15 protein-coding genes and 1 tRNA gene are annotated in these 18,341 nt (G+C 40.6%); 1 reads left to right on the top strand and 15 read right to left on the bottom strand.

Features of this window, described 5'->3' with window-relative positions:
* Positions 1-382 precede the first annotated feature (382 nt).
* From B7721_RS05050 to B7721_RS04975, 15 genes are all read right to left on the bottom strand, one after another.
* Complete coding sequence (locus B7721_RS05050) at positions 383-1,168, bottom strand: ABC transporter permease (protein WP_070696900.1); 786 nt, start codon at positions 1,166-1,168, stop codon at positions 383-385.
* Position 1,169: 1 nt separating this feature from the next.
* Positions 1,170-1,988 carry an ABC transporter permease gene (locus B7721_RS05045; protein ID WP_000240154.1) on the bottom strand — a complete coding sequence of 273 codons (819 nt, stop codon included), beginning with the start codon at positions 1,986-1,988 and terminating at the stop codon, positions 1,170-1,172.
* A gap of 1 nt (position 1,989) precedes the next feature.
* Positions 1,990-2,982, bottom strand: coding sequence for an ABC transporter ATP-binding protein (locus B7721_RS05040; protein ID WP_001240789.1), 993 nt, complete (start codon positions 2,980-2,982; stop codon positions 1,990-1,992).
* Between the two features lie 368 nt (positions 2,983-3,350).
* A complete protein-coding gene (locus tag B7721_RS05030; RefSeq protein WP_162283476.1) occupies positions 3,351-4,283 on the bottom strand; it encodes an alpha/beta fold hydrolase in 933 nt (310 codons plus the stop codon).
* Positions 4,284-4,411: 128 nt separating this feature from the next.
* On the bottom strand, positions 4,412-5,293 hold the full coding sequence (locus B7721_RS05025) for a class II fructose-bisphosphate aldolase (RefSeq protein ID WP_001018995.1): 882 nt from the start codon (positions 5,291-5,293) through the stop codon (positions 4,412-4,414).
* 145 nt (positions 5,294-5,438) lie between these two features.
* The gene (gene vncS, locus B7721_RS05020; RefSeq protein ID WP_084877858.1) at positions 5,439-6,761 is read right to left on the bottom strand and encodes a sensor histidine kinase VncS; all 1,323 of its coding nucleotides are present in this window, start codon (positions 6,759-6,761) and stop codon (positions 5,439-5,441) included.
* Positions 6,758-7,414, bottom strand: a complete 657-nt coding sequence (gene vncR, locus B7721_RS05015; protein ID WP_084877856.1) for a response regulator transcription factor VncR — start codon at positions 7,412-7,414, stop codon at positions 6,758-6,760. The genes vncS and vncR overlap by 4 nt, the downstream gene beginning before the upstream one ends.
* Before the next feature lie 141 nt (positions 7,415-7,555).
* Complete coding sequence (vex3, locus tag B7721_RS05010) at positions 7,556-8,935, bottom strand: ABC transporter permease subunit Vex3 (protein WP_084877854.1); 1,380 nt, start codon at positions 8,933-8,935, stop codon at positions 7,556-7,558.
* Positions 8,936-8,985: 50 nt separating this feature from the next.
* Positions 8,986-9,633, bottom strand: coding sequence for an ABC transporter ATP-binding subunit Vex2 (gene vex2 / locus B7721_RS05005; RefSeq protein ID WP_000173735.1), 648 nt, complete (start codon positions 9,631-9,633; stop codon positions 8,986-8,988).
* A gap of 117 nt (positions 9,634-9,750) precedes the next feature.
* A complete protein-coding gene (locus B7721_RS05000; protein WP_049489823.1) occupies positions 9,751-11,028 on the bottom strand; it encodes an ABC transporter permease in 1,278 nt (425 codons plus the stop codon).
* A gap of 389 nt (positions 11,029-11,417) precedes the next feature.
* Positions 11,418-11,503: transfer RNA gene (locus B7721_RS04995), tRNA-Leu, on the bottom strand.
* Positions 11,504-11,583: 80 nt separating this feature from the next.
* Entirely contained in the window at positions 11,584-12,159 is a 576-nt protein-coding gene (locus B7721_RS04990) for a cysteine hydrolase family protein (RefSeq protein ID WP_049489822.1), read from the bottom strand.
* The gene (gene codY / locus B7721_RS04985) at positions 12,159-12,947 is read right to left on the bottom strand and encodes a GTP-sensing pleiotropic transcriptional regulator CodY (RefSeq protein WP_000940725.1); all 789 of its coding nucleotides are present in this window, start codon (positions 12,945-12,947) and stop codon (positions 12,159-12,161) included. The genes B7721_RS04990 and codY overlap by 1 nt, the downstream gene beginning before the upstream one ends.
* Before the next feature lie 282 nt (positions 12,948-13,229).
* A complete protein-coding gene (locus tag B7721_RS04980) occupies positions 13,230-14,807 on the bottom strand; it encodes a DEAD/DEAH box helicase (RefSeq protein ID WP_084877853.1) in 1,578 nt (525 codons plus the stop codon).
* 196 nt (positions 14,808-15,003) lie between these two features.
* Positions 15,004-16,230: an L-lactate MFS transporter gene (locus B7721_RS04975; RefSeq protein ID WP_084877851.1), complete on the bottom strand. Its 1,227-nt coding sequence runs from the start codon at positions 16,228-16,230 to the stop codon at positions 15,004-15,006.
* A gap of 191 nt (positions 16,231-16,421) precedes the next feature.
* On the opposite strand from B7721_RS04975, the gene B7721_RS04970 reads away from it, so the two are divergent.
* The gene (locus tag B7721_RS04970) at positions 16,422-17,738 is read left to right on the top strand and encodes an FAD-containing oxidoreductase (RefSeq protein ID WP_084877849.1); all 1,317 of its coding nucleotides are present in this window, start codon (positions 16,422-16,424) and stop codon (positions 17,736-17,738) included.
* The last annotated feature ends 603 nt before the right edge of the window (positions 17,739-18,341 follow it).

Here is an 18,341-nt window from a genome sequence, read left to right as displayed (position 1 = left end):
ACTTTGCTAGCCTTTGTTATAAAAAGTTTTATGACGTATTATCTAGTGGGATAGAGTAGTACATTTATATATAATTGTTAGCTCTCTGAAAAATAGTATATCAATTAAAAAAATTTAAGTCAAGAAAAATTAACCCAGGTTAATTTTTTTTTTAATCCATGTTAACAAATAGGTTAGTCAATAAATATTATAGTTAACTGGGTACAATATAAACTCATTCCTCCCATCAAAAATAGTAGCAATCAACTGGAATAATTACCAAAATCGCAAAAAGGGGTATGGATAGAATATATGCCTTAATAAACATGCAAAAACAACCGCTATAATTTTCAACGGTTGTTTGTAACATATTTAATGTTTAAATCTCATCCTATTTTATATCTTACGAACCCGCACTTTCGTAAGCGTCCAAGCCCCTGTCCCAGAGTTTTAAAGAAATAACAAAGAAAACAAGGGAAATCAAAATCAACCCACCAATGTTAAAGAGCCCGTCTTTATCCTGCAAGAAATAGCTGGCAGGATAGTAGGCTGTAAAGGCGAAAGGTACGATAAAGCTAATCAACCAACGAAGGAGCGAATTGTAAATGGAAATCGGGTACTTGGCAAAATCATTAAACATATAGAAAATATAAATCATGGCACCTGACTGCTTGGTCCAAAAAGCGATGCTGGCAGTCGCGATTTTCAAGGAAGTATAGATCAAGGTCGCAAAAGGAATACAGACTAGAAAAATCAGGAATTTTGGAAGAGTCCAACCAATGCTAGACACTGTGGTCGCTAACAAAATACCACCGACCAATAGTTCGCCCAAGGCATCAATCTGAAAGGTCTCAACCAAGATGTGAAAAAGAGGATTGATAGGACGCGTCAGGTACTTGTCAAACTCTCCTTTTCGCACCAAACGTTGCCCCAGAGCCCAGAGATTGTCAAAAAAGAGATGATCTAGTCCCTTGGGAATTAAGGAAAATCCATAGATAAAGGCGATTTCTTGAAAAGTCCAGCCTTCTAAGGAAGGAATGTGTTGAAAGAGCACATTGAGAAACAAGAGGTTCAGGCCTTGAGTCAGAAAAACTCCTAACACGCCCACCACAAAATCGACCTTGTATTCCATGATTTGCTTGATGTATTGTCTGATAAAAATCAAATGCATGCGTTGATATTTTTTCATACTAACCTCCTTGAATAGTGATAAAGGACTGGACTCGTTTCCATATCAACTGAGACAAGCCCACCATCACTATGAGCCAGAAGAACTGTAGCAAAAGCGCCTGAAGAATCTGACTGGCATCGTATTTCCCAACAATGATCATAACTGGAGTATAAATCAAAGATGAAAAAGGCAAGAAGGACAAAATATCAGAAACAATCTTTGGAAAGAAAGCCAAGGGAATCAGACTTCCAGACATAAAGGCCACTATAGAAGTCTTGAGTAGATTGGAACCCCATAGATTTTTAAAGACAAAGGCTGAAAATCCAAAGCAGATATTAAAGAAAAAGTTGATTAGGTAGGCTAGAGTTAAGCTAAAAAGATAAAGGATGGTTAAGCCCAGCAATTCTACAATTCCTTGTCCTGATAAGATTTTCATCAAGACAATGACACTTAAAAATGGCAGTCCAACAGAGATAAAAATCAACCACTTGGAACCAAGCTCCGTAAAGAGATAAGAGGCCGCAAAATGCACTGGTCGCAACAAGCGCATGATAATGGAACCATCCTTGACCTCCTCCCCGATCATAAAGGAGCTGTCCGACCTAGTCAAAAGATTAGTCACAAAGCTCATGATGATGTATAGGGTGATGTCTGCCATACTAAAGCCCTGAATCAAAGATTCTTGCGAGGAATCAAAGACAGCCTTCCAGAGATAGAAAGCAACAAAAGCTCCCATAACATCCCCAATCCGATAAAGTAGAAAGTTGACTCGATAGGTAATCAACTCCTGAATCCCTGCATTGATAAAGGGTTTATAACGTCTCCACAATTTGACCATCTTAGAGCTCCTTTCGGTAGAAGCGACGGATAATATCCTCAATATCCGTATCCAACATCTTCAAATCGCGAATTTCAAAATCAGACAGGGTTTGCTTGATAATATCAGCTGACTGGTAGCGGGAACTATCAAATTCAATATTGAGGCTATTTCCTTGTCTATCAATGGTCATATCAGGCAGGCCTTCATAGTGAGAAAGGAGATGACTTTGACCTGGTAGCAGTTCAAAGGAAAGAGTCTTCATCTTGCCAAAGGTCTCCTTGAGCTGGCTAACCGTTCCATCAAAAATCTCTTGCCCCTTATCAATCATAAAAATTCGATCACAGAGTTGCTCAATGTCGCTCAGGTCGTGAGTGGTCAAGAGGATAGTTGTTTCTTCCTCCTGATTGATCTGGGTAATAGCCCGACGAATGTTGTCCTTGACCGAAACGTCCAAACCAATGGTCGGCTCATCTAAAAAGAGAACTTTAGGATTGTGGAGCAAGGAAGCCGCAATATCCGCCCGCATCCGTTGCCCCAGTGAAAGAGTCCGCACGGGGTCTTTGATAAAGTCCTTCAAATCCAAGACTTCATTCAAAAAGTCCATGCGTTTATGAAAGAGCGAGTCCGGCACATCGTAAATCTCTTTTAAGACCGTATAGGTCTCTTGCAGAGCCAAATCCCACCATAGCTGGGTACGTTGTCCAAAGACCACACCAATATCTTTAACATAATCCTGACGATTGTCCTGCGGAATCTTGCCGTTAATCCGACAAAAACCAGATGTCGGTTTTAAAATCCCAGTCAGCATTTTGATGGTTGTTGACTTCCCAGCACCATTTGCGCCGATAAAACCTAGAATTTGGCCCTTGGGTACCTCAAAAGTCAAATCCTTGACCGCTTCAAAGGTCTGCTTTTCAGGATGAATAAAGGAGCGCAAAGCCCCTTTCAAGCCTGGTTCCTTAACAGTCTTCACAAAATTTTTCTGAAGATGTTCCACTTCTATCATTGCCATATCTATCTCCCTATCGCAAGGAATAGCAACATTGTATTTTTGACTACAAATATCTAAATCCTTACTTTCTACACCTTATCAATATTATTACAGAAGGCTTTATACCAACCTATTATAGTCCAATAAAAACTAGAATGCAAGCGTTTGCCTATAGATTATGAAATTAGAGATTTCTCTCTTAAAATCATACTTTTAAACAAAAATTCTGGTTTGATATTTTCCTTAAAATACCAAAAAAATCTGCCCAATGGGCAGGGGTTTTGGTAAGAAAAAGAATTTTTTTAATCGAAAAAATTCACGATTCTACTGTTAATCCTTCAGAATTTAATTATTGTCATCAGTCTAAAATTAAAATGATCTCTAAACCATCAATTACTCTTTAAAAAATCTTCAATCTGAGAAACTATTTCATGACTTTGATAATGATAGAGGTCGTGAGGCGCATCCATATAGACGACTTGAACATTAGACTGGTCGCTTGCAAATCTCTCTGCATAACGTTGCCACTCAGATTGGCTAAAACTAGTACCTTCACCGTTAGACACCAGTAATAAGGTGGGAATTTTCGGATTGATGCTAGAAGGAACTTTCTTGGCATTTTCCTTTACCGTTTGGGATTCATGAAACATAGCTTGTGACATCAACTGCTTATAAGCTAGAAGTTTATATTGTTTTCGTTCACTTTCAGTCAGAGTTGGATTTTTTATATAAAAGGACTCAGGAAAATAGCGTAATAAACCAATCTTGCTAGTCCAATAGGCCACAGTAAGCAAGGCCTGATTATCCTTTAAATTCTCATAACTTGACGGCAGTGCCCAATCTAAACCAATCAAGGCTTTCACTTCATCAGGATACTTCTCCTGCCAAGCCAAACTCTCTAGACTAGCCATGGAATGAGACAGAATGATAAACGGCCCTGTGATATTTGCTTGCGAAAGAGCTTGGCGAGTCTCAGACAAAACCTCCATCACATCTCTTGAATAATTGCTATCATCACTATAACCATATCCCGCCCGCTCCACGATAACTACTTTATACTGTTTCGATAAGGATTCCGATACTTCTTTAAAATCCAATATAGGAGAAGCAATACCAGCACCTGAGAGAACTACAATAGTCCCAAGACCATCTCCTTCAACGTAAACATTTATTTGATGTCCATTGACGAGAACTTGTTGCCCCATAGGTGTCAGTGAGGCTTCTTCCTTTTCCAAACTGATACGGTGAAAGATGAATGTAGCGAGTAAAAACAAAAGAATGAAACTAAGAAAGCCAAGAAACCATTTTTTCAGTATTTTCATAGCATTATTGTACAAAAAATAGAACCTTTTAGCAACTTAAGATTGGTTCTTCTACAGTATATTGGCTATATATTCAGACACAAAAAACCCACCCAATGGGCAGGTTCTTTCTGTATTGTTCAGCTAGATTAAGCTTTACCTTCTGAACCGAATACGTCGATACGTTCTTCAACTGATGCTTGGATAGCTTTTACACCGTCAGCCAAGAATTTACGTGGGTCGAAGAGTTTTTTCTTGTCGTATTCTGCTTCGTTTGCTTCGTAGTCACGAGCAAATTTACGAGTTGCGTTAGCGAATGCGATTTGGCATTCAGTGTTAACGTTAACTTTCGCAACACCAAGTTTGATAGCTGCTTGGATTTGGTCATCAGGAATACCTGAACCACCGTGCAATACGATTGGGAAGCCTGGAAGAGCTTCTGTCAATTTCTTCAAGTGGTCAAGGTCAAGACCTTCCCAGTTTGCTGGGTAAGGACCGTGGATGTTACCGATACCAGCTGCCAAGAAGTCGATACCAGTTGCAACCATTGCTTTAGCGTCTTCGATTGGAGCCAATTCACCTTTACCGATGATACCGTCTTCTTCACCACCAATAGTACCAACTTCAGCTTCTACTGAGATACCTTTAGCGTGTGCTTTTTCAACAACGTCTTTAGCCAATTTAAGGTTTTCTTCAACTGGAAGGTGTGAACCGTCAAACATGATTGAAGTGTAACCAACTTCGATACACTCAAGTGCATCTTCGTAGTGACCGTGGTCAAGGTGGATAGCTACTGGTACAGTGATACCCATTGACTCAACAAGGTTAGCGATCAAGTTGCGAGCAACTTTGTAACCACCCATGTATTTAGCAGCACCCATTGAAGTTTGGATCAAAACTGGAGCTTTTTTAGCTTCTGCTGCACGCAAGATAGCTTGAGTCCACTCAAGGTTGTTTGTGTTAAATCCACCAACTGCATAACCGTTGTCACGAGCTGCTTGGACAAATTTTTCTGCTGAAACGATTGCCATTTGTCAGGCCTCCTATATATTTTTTGGGACATCCCATTTACATTGTTCATTTTATCACTTTTTGATAAAAAAAGCTAGTTTTTCCCATACTTTAGATTGAATTTCTTCCAATCGAATCAATGTAAACCCTTTCTTTTTCTTAGTCCTAAGTGACTTTGGGATAACGTATGAAGAAACTCAAGCGATCGCCCTGCATCTCAAAATGATAAGGTAATTTCTCATGTTCTAATAAACTTTTGACCACAAAGAGCCCCATCCCCGAACCCTTGGTCTTGCGACTAGCATTATCAGAAAAAGACTGGACCAGTTTTTCTTGTTCTTCAGGACTACAGCTATTCTCGATAAAGAGTTCTCCTTCTCTTTCTCCAATGCGGACCAGGCCATCTGGAGTGGAGTGCTTGATAGCATTGCTGATGAGGTTCGATAGAATCAACTTCATGACAGATGGGTTTATGTAAGCCTGCTGATGGGTTAGGCTAATGTCCACCTGAAGTTCTCTCTCCTTGGCGAGCAAAGCATAATCCTTGACCAGACTTTGCGTCATCTGAAGGAGGTCAACCTCTTCTTTCTCGTCTCGCAATTCCTGAACAGAAGAAAGAGACAATATCTGGAGAACGTGGTGACTGAGGTCATCCACAATCCCCAAGGCAACTCCAAGATAGTGGTCTCTATCCTTATAACGACCGACATTTTCTTTCATATTTTCGATTAGGATTTTCAAGCTAGCTAGTGGAGTTTTCAATTCATGAGAAGCCCCTCGCAGGAACTCAACCTTCATCTTCTCCAGCTGGAGAATAGCTTCATTCTTGTCATGCAAGTCTGCAATGACAGTCAAAAGGTGCTGGTAAAGGCTATTGATTTGTTCCTTGAGATCACCAATCTCATCCTTAGAATCCACGCGCAATCGCACTTGTCCATCCAAATCCATCATCCGACGGGTCACCCGCTTGATTTCCAAGATTGGGGCAACAATGGTCCGAGCGTAGATGTAGGCCACCAAAAGAGAAATCAGAAAGGATGCCAACAAAGTATAGGGAAGAAACTGGAGACTGATCTGCTCCGCTTCCTTTTGCAAATCCATGGACGCTAAAAATTGAAGAGTCATAGTCCCACCGTCTTGCGTTTTCACCTCACGCTCCTCAATAAAGAGGGAAGTGGTCTGGCGATCCGTGTCCAGAGGAAAATTGTCCTTGACCTCTAACTTGTCCTCGGTCATCTCTCCCTTGATAGCTCCTTTGATATCACTGGTCTGGGAATACAAGTCCAACACTTGCTCGATGCTTTGCCTATCTTTTCCGTCTAGGGATTGGGCAATAGCAGTCGCTTTCTGACCAATGGTTTCCTGACGGTGGCTCAGATAAGTAGAGGGAAAGAGAAAATAAATGGCTAAATGAAGACAAATAACCAGAACACTAAAAATCGAGAAGGTATAGATAAAAATCTTTGTAAATAAACCTGTTCGTTTCATTTTCGCTCCAATTTATAACCAACATTGCGCACCGTGAGGATACAATCCAAGTCTAGCTTTTTCCGCAGTTCCTTGATATAGACATCAATGACACGGTCAAAGGGAACCTCATCTGTCGCCTTCCAGACAGCATCGATAATCTGAGAACGAGTCAAGGCCCGGCCTTCATTTTTCACCAGATAGTCCAGAATTTCCAACTCTTTGGCATTGATAGCCACTTCTTGACCTGCGAGGCTTGCACTGTAACTCTCAAAGTCCACCTTGGTATCTTTATAGGAGAAGACTCGTCCTGTATCGTAGTAGCGCTTGAAAATCGCGTCCACCCTTACTTTTAAAAGGGAGAGAGAAAAAGGCTTTTCCAGATAACCGTCTGCTAGAGAAGCAAAAGCACTCATCTTGTATTCTTCATCCTGAAAGGCTGTCAGCATCAAGACAGGAATCTGACTGGTCTTACGAATCTCCGCTAGGACTTCTAGGCCATTAAGCTTGGGCATCTGGATATCCAGTAAAACCAGGGCTACTTCATAGCTGGAAAATTTTTCCAGAGCTTCTTGTCCATCTGCTGCTTCAATGGTTTCATAACCACAATCCGTCAAATAGTCACTGATTCCCTCACGGATCATCTCTTCATCTTCTACAATTAAAATTTTCATAGAAAAAACGGTTCACATCCTTTAAATTTCTTGTAAATCTTCTCTGTTTCATCCTGATAGGAAGAGTCCTTATCAAGATAAAATAGATAAAAATGCTACCTATATTATACCCCATTTAGGGGAGAATAGGTAGCAAGTTTTTTATTCGCTATCGAGCAAGAGCTCTTTTGGTTGTTTTCTGAGGAGATTGCTTGAAGCAAGCGCCATAACGAGAACCACTAGAACCAAAGCAAGGACAAAGACGATGATGAAGTCTGATGTCTGAATAGAAATATCTAGGCTCGACAGGGTCTTGCTAAAGCCATCTACTTCTGCACCACCACCAAGGTTAGAAGCTTGAGCAGCCTTGCTAGCTTGCTTTGCAACACCTGAAGTCACATTGGCAAGAACAGTATTTCCGATGGCACGAGCTGTGTAGTTGGCTAGGAAGTAAGCCGAAACAAGAGCAGGAATGGCAATCAAGATCGATTCGGTGATGAATTGCCCCAAGATACTTGCCTGCTTGAGACCGATAGAGAGGAGAATTCCCACTTCCTTGCGGCGGGCGTTGATCCAAAGACTAAGCAAGAGTCCAAGGAGAAGAACTGAGAAACTCAAGCTACCCCAGAAGAGGAGGTTGGCCATCTTGTACATACCAGAGATGGATTGCTCTAGAGCTGGGTAGTTAGAGGAGCTCTTCACCAGTGTGTAGCTCTTCCAGTTGATACCACTGATACCATTCAACTCTTTCATGACATCATCCAAGTTCTTGTCCGCTGTTACAAAGAAGGTTGCGTCCCCATAAATAGCTGTATCTTCTGTGTATCCATAAAGTTTTGCAGCAGTGTGAATGTCTGTGATGGCTGTATTTTCATAGAGTTCTTGTGAGTAGGTTACTGCTGACTTATTGTGACCATCAAAGAGTCCCTTGATTGTCACTTCGACTGTTTCCTTGGCACCTTTTTCATTGTCTGCATCATAGACATTAGAGTCCAATTTGATCTTATCTCCGACTTTCCAACCGTGTTTGGCTGCCAAGTCCTTGTGCATGAGAATCTTGTCCTTGTCGTCGTTGGTTAAGTGCTCACCTTCGACCAGCTTATATGAACCAGAGACAAACTTATCTTCTTTAGAGGAGTCATTGACACCTGTAATCATCAAGCTGCTTCCAAACCGTTTGGCACGGTCAGCAGTGAGATTTTTCTTGGTTTCTGGCGTTTCGATGAGGTCGTATCCAGTCAAATCTCCGATGGCGTTGATGCGTTTAACATAAGACTCGATGGCCTTGTTTTCGGTGATTTTTTTGATATCCTCACCCTTGATATTCCCAGAACCACGTGGCGTTCCTTGATTGACGCGACGATTGATTTGCATGGAGAAGCTATTGGTGATATTTTTAAAGGTCTCCTGAGAAGCCTTGGCTGTAGCTCCCTTGATCGACAAGCCGACCAAACTCAAGCTCGCCATGAGGAGAATAATCAGGAAGATAACAATCGATTTGAAAAACTTCCTTGTAACATAGGCAAATGCGTTGTGTAACATAGGTTCCCTTTCTAGATTTGATTTAATAATTCTATCAAAACAAGCTCATCTTATTTTGTAGTATTGCGAGTTTCAGTTAGTTTCTTATCCTTCAATTCAAGTGTAATATCTGATGCTTGTGCCACTTCTTTACTGTGGGTGACGACGATCACACATTTACCTGTTTTCTCGGCAAGTGATTTGAGCAGCTCGATAATATCTCCGGCAGTTTTAGGGTCCAGATTTCCTGTTGGCTCATCAGCTAGAATAACTGGAGCTTCTGATACCAAACTGCGAGCGATGGCCACACGTTGCTGTTGACCACCTGATAACTGGAGAACGTTCCGCTTGATCTGACTTTCATCCAAACCAAGCTCAAGAAGTGTATCCTTGCTTGCTTTTTTGTTGACCAAGCGGATATTTTCCAGCGGAGAAAGATAATCTATCAAGTTATAATTTTGAAAGACCAGGGAAATATGGTGCATGCGATGGTAAGAATACCCCTTGTTCCGAATGTCCTCTCCTTGGAAAAGGATAGAACCTTCAACAGGACTATCTAGACCAGCAAGCAGGGACAAGAGAGTGGATTTTCCAGCTCCTGACTCACCAATGATACTATAAAATTTTCCGGGTTCAAAATTATACTTGATCTGATATAAAACTGCCTCAGCAGTGTTCTTATAACGGTAGGTAACATCTTGCAATTGTAATAAAGTCATGATTTCTCCTTCTTATACTCAATGAAAATCAAAGATTAAACTAGGAAGCTAGACGCAGGCTGTACTTGAGTACGGCAAGGCGAAGCTGACACGGTTTAAAGAGATTTTCGAAGAGTATTAACTAATAGATGATAAAATTTCTTTCGGCGATTTTCTAAATAGAAATACGAAACAAAGGGCTACAGACAAGCAACCAATCAGGAGCAGAAAGACATAGGATTCTGCAAAGGATAGGAGACTGGTTGATAGACCACTTGCTTTGGCTAGTGTGTCTTGTAAGGTTGCCTGATCTCCACTGGCTAGTACAGTTTGAAGTAGATAGGATGTGATGGCGTTTCCAGCGATAAAGGATGGAAGCAAAGCTCCGATTGATACCAAAACTACCTCTAAACAGAACTGGAGGAAGATCGAGCTCTTGCCTTTTCCAAGTGCCAGAAGAATCCCCACTTCGTAGACTCTTTCTCTCAACCAGAGAGACAAGACCAAAATTAGGGCTCCTGCTCCTGCTATCAACATCCCATAAAGGAAGATGGTCAGGAAGGTTTGGAAGGTTGCCACTGAGTCTTTGATTTGTTCAAAGGCCTTGTTTTCCTTCTCGACTTGGTAGCCTTGACTTTCCAAAGCCAAGTTTTCCACCTGCTTCATGAGTCCGTCCATTTCCTTAGGATTTTCTACATAGAAGCGCGCTGCACTGACCTGCGGTTCACTATTTCCCAGAAGGGTTTGGCTACTTTCATAGTCTGTAAAGACCTGGTTTTCACTGAAGTCGGAAGACAAGCCTGTGAACTTTTCTTGTTTTTTACCAGAAAAGATGCCGACAATTTCAAACTCTACTGTTTGCCCCTTTCCAGCTTCGGACTGACCAGCATCCAAGCGAATCTTGTCGTGAAGCGAAAGACCATTCTTCTTGGCCAACTCTTCGTGGATGAGGATTTTCTTGGAATCACCTTTTTGAAGGTGTCGCCCTTCTTTTAGATTGAAAGCCGAACTGGTAAAGGTGACATCCTTGGATGAATCCTCAAGAGCCGTTAAGCTAACCAAGTTCTTGTCCGCGGCTGACAAATCATCACGTTCTACGCTCTGCTCACCACTCACCGCTTCCTTGTCTTTCAGTTTTGCGACCGTCTCAAGTTCAGGAGAGACATTTTCCAGTCCCTTAATCTTGCTCACGGATGCAAGGTCAGACAACTTGAAGGTCTGTCCATTTTCGATCTTTTTGATAGAAAAAGAAGTATTGAGTGATTTGTAAAGATTGCTTTCTACTGTTTTGTTGGACTTCATCAGAGTCAAACAGGCTGAAATTCCTGCTAAAAGGACAAATAAAATCAGAAATAAAATAAAACTTCTCAGTCGTTTTCTGCTGACATAAGCCCAAGCTCTTTGGATTGGATTCATTTGTCACCTCCATATTTGTAAGACTATTATAAAATCCAAATATGAAATGTTTATGAAATCGAAAAATTTTTTGATTTATTTTTGAAAAAAACAAAAAAGATAGCAAGCGCTAACTTTCCTTCTTATATAAGAAGAAATAATACCAATCAAAAATCAACTTCATTTTAAAAATGGTAGTCACATCTTTCTGATTAGTATTTTTTCATCTCCTAAGTTCTTCATTTTCTGACTAGTGTTTGAGGATATTCTTGATAGAATGAAATAGTGAACTCAGTTTAAATGTTCTGATACAATGACTGTTCTTGATACCAATATTTTTCGATATAGGAAACGTAGCCTCTAGTCTTCTTTGTAAAAAAAAGAGCTAGCCAAAGCCAACTCTTACCCTATGCGGAGAGAGGGACTTGAACCCTCACGACCTAAAGCGGTCACAGGATCCTTAGTCCTGCGCGTCTGCCAATTCCGCCATCCCCGCGTCGATTACTTTACTAGTATATCAACTTTCAAAATCTTTGTCAACACTTTTTTCAGATTTTTTTCATTTTTCCAACAGTCTTATAGTTCAATTTCAGCAAGGTTTTCATCTAGTAATTTTGCTCCCAATGTGTTCTTAAAATGCCCAAGAGCAAACTGATGATTTTCTGGCCAAATAGAGGCAACCGCAGGCTTGACAATCTCGATTTGATAACCTAAATTATAGGCATCAATAGCCGTATGAAGAACACAAATATCCGTCAAAACACCTGTTAAGATAACAGTATCAACCCGACGTTCTCGCAAACGGATATCCAAGTCCGTTCCTGAAAATGCTGAATAGTGACGTTTGTCCATCCAAAAGACACGACTATCCGCCTCATGCTCAGCATAAAAGTCAGCTAGGGGGCCATAAAGGTTACGCCCACTAGTTCCGATGATGTTGTGCGGTGGAAAGAGCTTGCTTTCTGGGTGGAATGTATCCTTCTCCTCATGAGCATCAATGGTGAAAAAGACATAGTCTCCACGATCAAAAGCTAATCTGGTTACCTGATCAATGGCTTTTGATATTGCTTGAGCGGGTGCTCCAGCAGTTAGCTTTCCATGGTCTGCTACGAAATCCTCTGTATAGTCAATCGAGATTAAAGCTTTTGCCATTAGTAGTCCCTCTTTTTCACTTCCTCAAAAATATCACCAATTAGAACTTTGAGATAAGTCCCCTTCATTCCTAATGAGCGACTCTCAATAATTCCCGCTGACTCCAGTTTACGAAGCGCATTGACAATCACTGAGCGTGTAATGCCAATACGGTCTGCAATAACAGACGCTGTCAGCTGCCCTTCATTTCCATCCAATTCAGCTAAAATAGCTGATACAGCACGAAGTTCTGAATAGGAAAGGGTGTTGACCGCCATGGTAACAGCCGTACGACGGCGAATATTTTTCTCGTCTTCTTCGCGTTGGAAGTTCAATAGTTGAATTCCCACAACCGTGCTCGCAATCTCGACAAGGATCAAATCTTCATCTTCAAACTTCTTATCATTGCGCCAAATGATCAACGAACCTAGGCGAATCCCTGATACATGAATCGGAGCGATGGTCGTCAAACCATCTGGAAAGTCCGCACGGCTCTCTACAGGGAAAATGGTCAAATCATGTTCAACAGGAAGATTGGCTTCCGTATCATAAATCATGTTTGCCCCTTGTACATAGACCTCAGGGAAGGTTTTGGTTTGGAAGAATTGTTCTACACGGTCATTATTGGTCTTATAACGCATAAAGTAGCCCAAGAGACGTCCCTTGTTATTCACAATACAAGCGTTACAATCAATAATATCAGCTAACTGGCGTGTAATCGCATTGTAAGGAAGTTCATCTTGGAGTTGCTCCTCAGAGCGCTTTAGAATAGACGTGATTTTTCTTGTTTTTTCTAATAAATGTGCCATTTTTTACCTCGCATATAATCGCTTCCATTATAACATAGAAAAGTCTTTATTTCAATAATTATCTGAAAATTGCTTATTTAATTGCAATTTTGAACAGCAAAAATATTTTAGAAAAAATCGAGGTTTTTTATTGACATCCTATTTTATTTTTGATATTATAACATTATAAGAAGATGACATGATAAATCCCTTTCCGTTTCACCTATCCTTTACTATCACCATCTTCTTTTACTATCGGTCTCCTTATATATAAAAGCGATTCACAGTGTGAATCGCTTTTTTCTATTTGTCTCCTTTGTTACGAATAACAAAGCCGGTCTTCTTTTCGCTTGAAGTGTTGCGAGGTTTTTTATTGTCTTTATTACGGTAACGTCTGTCTTTATCAAAACGATCGTTCCCATGACTGCCTTTTTTGAAATCATCACGGCGACCATTGCTGCGGCGATCACGATCTCGACGGTCGTCTCCACGACGGCCTCCTCGACCTCCCTTACCTTTGCCACCGAATCCATTACCTGATGGTTTAAATGGCAGTGGTTTTTCACGCGCAATCTCCACTTCAGGCAGGCTGTCTGGATCTTGGACTGTCAGGCTCAAGATATACATAGCCAATTCTTCTGGACTAAATTCAGCTGCTAACTTACGAGCATCTTTAGCAAATTTCTCAAAGTTCCCACGAATAGTTTCATCCGCAAAATCGCGTTCGATTTTCTTGAGAGCTACTTGTTTCTTAGCTTGGAAGGCTTCTTCAGCTGTCGCTGGTTTCAAGCCTTTCATGCGTTTCTTAGTCAAGTTTTCGATGATTTGAAGGTAGCCCATTTCATTTGGTGCTACGAAAGTAATAGATTGACCTGACTTACCAGCACGACCTGTACGACCGATACGGTGAACGTAACTTTCAGGATCTTGTGGAATATCGTAGTTGTAAACATGGGTCACACCTGAGATATCCAAACCACGTGCTGCCACGTCTGTCGCAACCAAAACATCAAGATTCCCATTTTTAAAATCACGAAGGACACGAAGACGTTTATTTTGGTCTAAGTCACCATGAATTCCTTCTGCACGGAAGCCACGGATCTTAAGTCCACGAGTCAATTCATCTACACGGCGTTTGGTACGACCAAATACAATAGCAAGCTCAGGTTGTTCCACATCCATAAGACGTGTCATAGTATCAAATTTTTCTTGCTCTTTAACACGGATATAGTACTGATCTACCAATTCTGTTGTCAATTCCTTGGCAGCAATCTTGACATGCTCAGGGTCTTTCATAAACTGAACACCGATACGTTTGATAGCATCTGGCATAGTTGCTGAAAAGAGCAAGGTTTGACGATTTTCAGGGACACGGGAAATGATGGCTTCAATGTCTTCAAGGAAGCCCATATTGAGCATTTCGTCCGCTTCGTCAAGAATCAGAGTTTCAATATCTTGTAATTTCAAGGCCTTGCGTTTAATCAAGTCCAAGAGACGGCCTGGTGTTCCTACCACGATGTGAGCACCAGATTTAAGGGCCTTGATTTGTTTTTCAATGCTGGAACCACCGTAAACTGAGCGAACTTTCACTCCTTTGCTACGGCCAAAGCGGAAGAGTTCCTCTTGGCTTTGGACAGCGAGTTCACGAGTTGGAGCGATAACCAAGGCTTGGATGGTCGCTTCTTCTGTACGGATTTTTTCAAGGGTTGGCAAGCCAAAGGCTGCAGTCTTCCCTGTACCAGTCTGAGCTTGACCGATAACGTCTTTTCCTTCGAGAGCCAAGGGAATAGTCTGTTCTTGGATGGGACTGGCTTCTACAAATCCAGCTTTTTCAATCTCTGCTAACAATTCAGCAGACAAGTTAAATTCATTAAATTTCACGTTATTCTTCTTTCTAAAGGTGGTGCGAAGCCACCCTATAGGGCTTTAGTGTATACTTTTCTTTTCATGACGTATCTTCTACAAAAATGAGATACCGTGTTGCTTCTTTTCCACGAAAGAAAAGTACTGGTTTCTTTGCAACCTATCTAGTATAACACAAGACCAGAACAAAAGATAGCCTAATTTCTTTAGAAAATCATGTAAGCGGTTTTTGACTCTCCTTTTTGATTGAACGACCTAGATAATAAGACAAAGCCAAGGCTATACTATATAAAATAAGAAAAACGAACAAGGTTTGTGTATAAGAATGAGCTATTTTATAAGTCTCTGCTAATAAAATAGGTCCTGCTAAACCAGCCATTGCCCAAGCTGTTAAAATATATCCATGCAGAGCAGCCAATTCCTTGGTTCCAAAAATATCACTGAGATAAGCTGGAATCAAAGAAAAACCAGCTCCATAGCAAGTCATCAAAATAGACATAGCGACTACAAATAAAACGGAATCTGTAAAGAGCCAAAGTGAGAGAGAAAAGAAAAGATTGACAAGCAGTAATATACTAAAGGTTAGAGGGCGACCGATATAGTCAGATAAACTCGCCCAGAGCAAACGACCAAACCCATTGAAAATCCCTAAAACGCCCACCATTACTGCTGCATGACTTGTAGACAAGCCAGCCATCTCCTGTGCCATTGGCGATGCCGCTGAAATTAATCCTAAACCACAAGCTATGTTGATAAAGAAAATAATCCAAAGTATATAAAACCGATTGCTTTTCAGGGCCTGATTTGCAGCCATTCCTTGCGTCAAAGAGGCTATTTTTTCTTTCCCTGAAACAGATAAAATTGCAAGCTCTTGCTCATTTGGACGCTTAATGAATTGTGAAGCTAGGAGCATGATAATAAAGTAACTTGCACCTAAAATATAAAAAGTTTCTACAAGCCCTGCCACTGCGATGAGATGTTGCGCTATGGGACTAGTCAATAAAGAAGCAAAACCAAACCCCATAATCGCTAAACCTGTTGCGAGACCACGTTTATCAGGAAACCATTTTATAATCGTTGACACAGGGGTAATATAGCCTGCTCCCAAACCAAGCCCACCTAAAATGCCATAAGCGAGATACAACAACCACAGTTCCTGACGGTCTATTGCAAATCCTGTTAAGATATTTCCACCTGCGTATAGAAAAGCAGATAGACTCCCCATGACTCTCGGTCCAAATTTTTCTACCAAACGCCCCATAAATGCAGCCGATAATCCCAAACAAAAGATTGCCAGACTAAAGGCGAAGGCAACAGAAGCCTGATCCCATCCCGTTTTTTCAATAATAGGATTGCGATAAACACTCCAAGCATAAGTGGACCCCAGCATTAAGTGCAAAATGACTCCAGAAAAGGCAATAATATAACGATTCGATTTCATAAAATCTCCTATTTTCGAACATTTATTCTATTTTATATAAAAAAAGATAGGATTTTAGTTTATCAAGATTGTTGAAAAATTACTAGTTTTTTGCCTGGAAAGCGTTTTTATTTTTTCTTTCCTTTTCGTAGCAGATTTGTGCAAAAAGTGTTTTCTTGTGCTAGAATGAAATGCGAATAGGAGGAAGATAAATGTTAACTTATGATTTAATCGTTATCGGATTTGGTAAAGCTGGTAAAACACTAGCTGGTAAATTGGCTTCAGCTGGTAAAAAAGTTGCCCTTATCGAACGTAGTAAGGCTATGTACGGTGGAACTTGTATCAACATCGGATGTATCCCAACTAAAACCTTGCTAGTTGCTGCTGAGAAAGACTTGTCTTTTGAAGAAGTCATTGCTACCAAAAATACTATCACTGGTCGCCTCAACGGTAAAAACTATGCGACTGTTGCTGGTACAGGCGTGGATATCTTTGATGCGGAAGCTCACTTCCTTTCAAACAAAGTCATCGAAATCCAAGCTGGTGACGAAAAACAAGAACTCACTGCTGAAACAATCGTCATCAACACTGGTGCTGTTTCAAACGTCTTGCCAATCCCTGGACTTGCTACAAGTAAGAATGTCTTTGACTCAACAGGTATCCAAAACTTGGACAAATTGCCAGCAAAACTTGGTGTCCTTGGTGGCGGAAATATCGGTCTTGAATTTGCAGGTCTTTACAACAAACTTGGAAGCAAGGTTACAGTCCTAGATGCCTTGGATACTTTCCTACCTCGTGCAGAACCTTCCATCGCAGCTCTTGCTAAACAATACATGGAAGAAGACGGTATTGAATTGCTTCAAAACATCCGTACTACTGAAATCAAAAACGACGGTGACCAAGTTCTCGTCGTAACTGAAAACGAAACTTACCGTTTCGACGCCCTTCTCTATGCAACTGGACGTAAACCAAACGTAGAACCACTTCAACTTGAGAATACCGATATTGAACTAACGGAACGTGGTGCTATCAAGGTTGACAAACACTGTCAAACAAACGTTCCTGATGTCTTTGCAGTCGGAGACGTCAATGGTGGACCTCAATTTACCTACATTTCACTTGATGACTTCCGTGTTGTTTATAGCTACCTTGCTGGAGATGGCAGCTACACTCTTGAAGACCGTCTCAATGTGCCAAACACTATGTTCATCACACCTGCACTTTCACAAGTTGGTTTGACGGAAAGCCAGGCAGCTGATTTGAAACTTCCATACGCTGTCAAGGAAATCCCTGTTGCAGCCATGCCTCGTGGTCACGTAAATGGAGACCTTCGCGGAGCCTTCAAAGCTGTTGTCAATACTGAAACAAAAGAAATTCTTGGAGCAAGCATCTTCTCAGAAGGTTCACAAGAAATCATCAACATCATCACTGTTGCGATGGACAACAAGATTCCTTACACTTACTTCACAAAACAAATCTTCACTCACCCAACCTTGGCTGAGAACTTGAATGACCTGTTTGCGATTTAAGTTGAGACTACATCGTATCGAACAGCCCTCTTTGGGCTGTTTTTGTTTCTGCGAAATCTCAAATCTGTCTTTTCCCTCTTTTATGATATAATGTCCAAACTTTACTTAGCAGTCCTAATTATATATTGAGTCTCAGGTTACTCTTTCAAATATCAGCAATACATATGACTTTGAATAACTCGCTTTAGCTCATCGTTTTATGGGTAATTTAAAAAATATATTTTGCAATGATTGTTTCATGCCTAATTAGTAAATTATTCACTCTTTGCGCGGGTCGTATGTGTATTTTCATCGTTTGTGGAAAGGTTTTACCGTTTGCAAATTGATGGCTAAGTCGATATATTTTTTCTTCTCAAATATTTTCCAAATCATTTAATCTTTTTAAAGATAAGAATTACTTTCTAATCAATCAAAGGATACTTCAAATTTCTTCATTCTTGATAATATGAGCAATACTCTGCAAAATGTTTAAACTTTATCATTGTAAAAAATATCGAAAGAAATCCCATATTACATTAGTATATATTTGGTATAGGATGAAATTGACTTTCGAAAACATTAACTATATAATGTCTGTAAACAAGAAATAATGAGGTAACGATT

Source organism: Streptococcus oralis subsp. oralis (assembly GCF_002096445.1).
Lineage (GTDB): Bacteria > Bacillota > Bacilli > Lactobacillales > Streptococcaceae > Streptococcus > Streptococcus oralis_N.
Note: the sequence above shows the minus strand (reverse complement) of the source record. Positions and strands in the feature narration are given on the sequence as shown.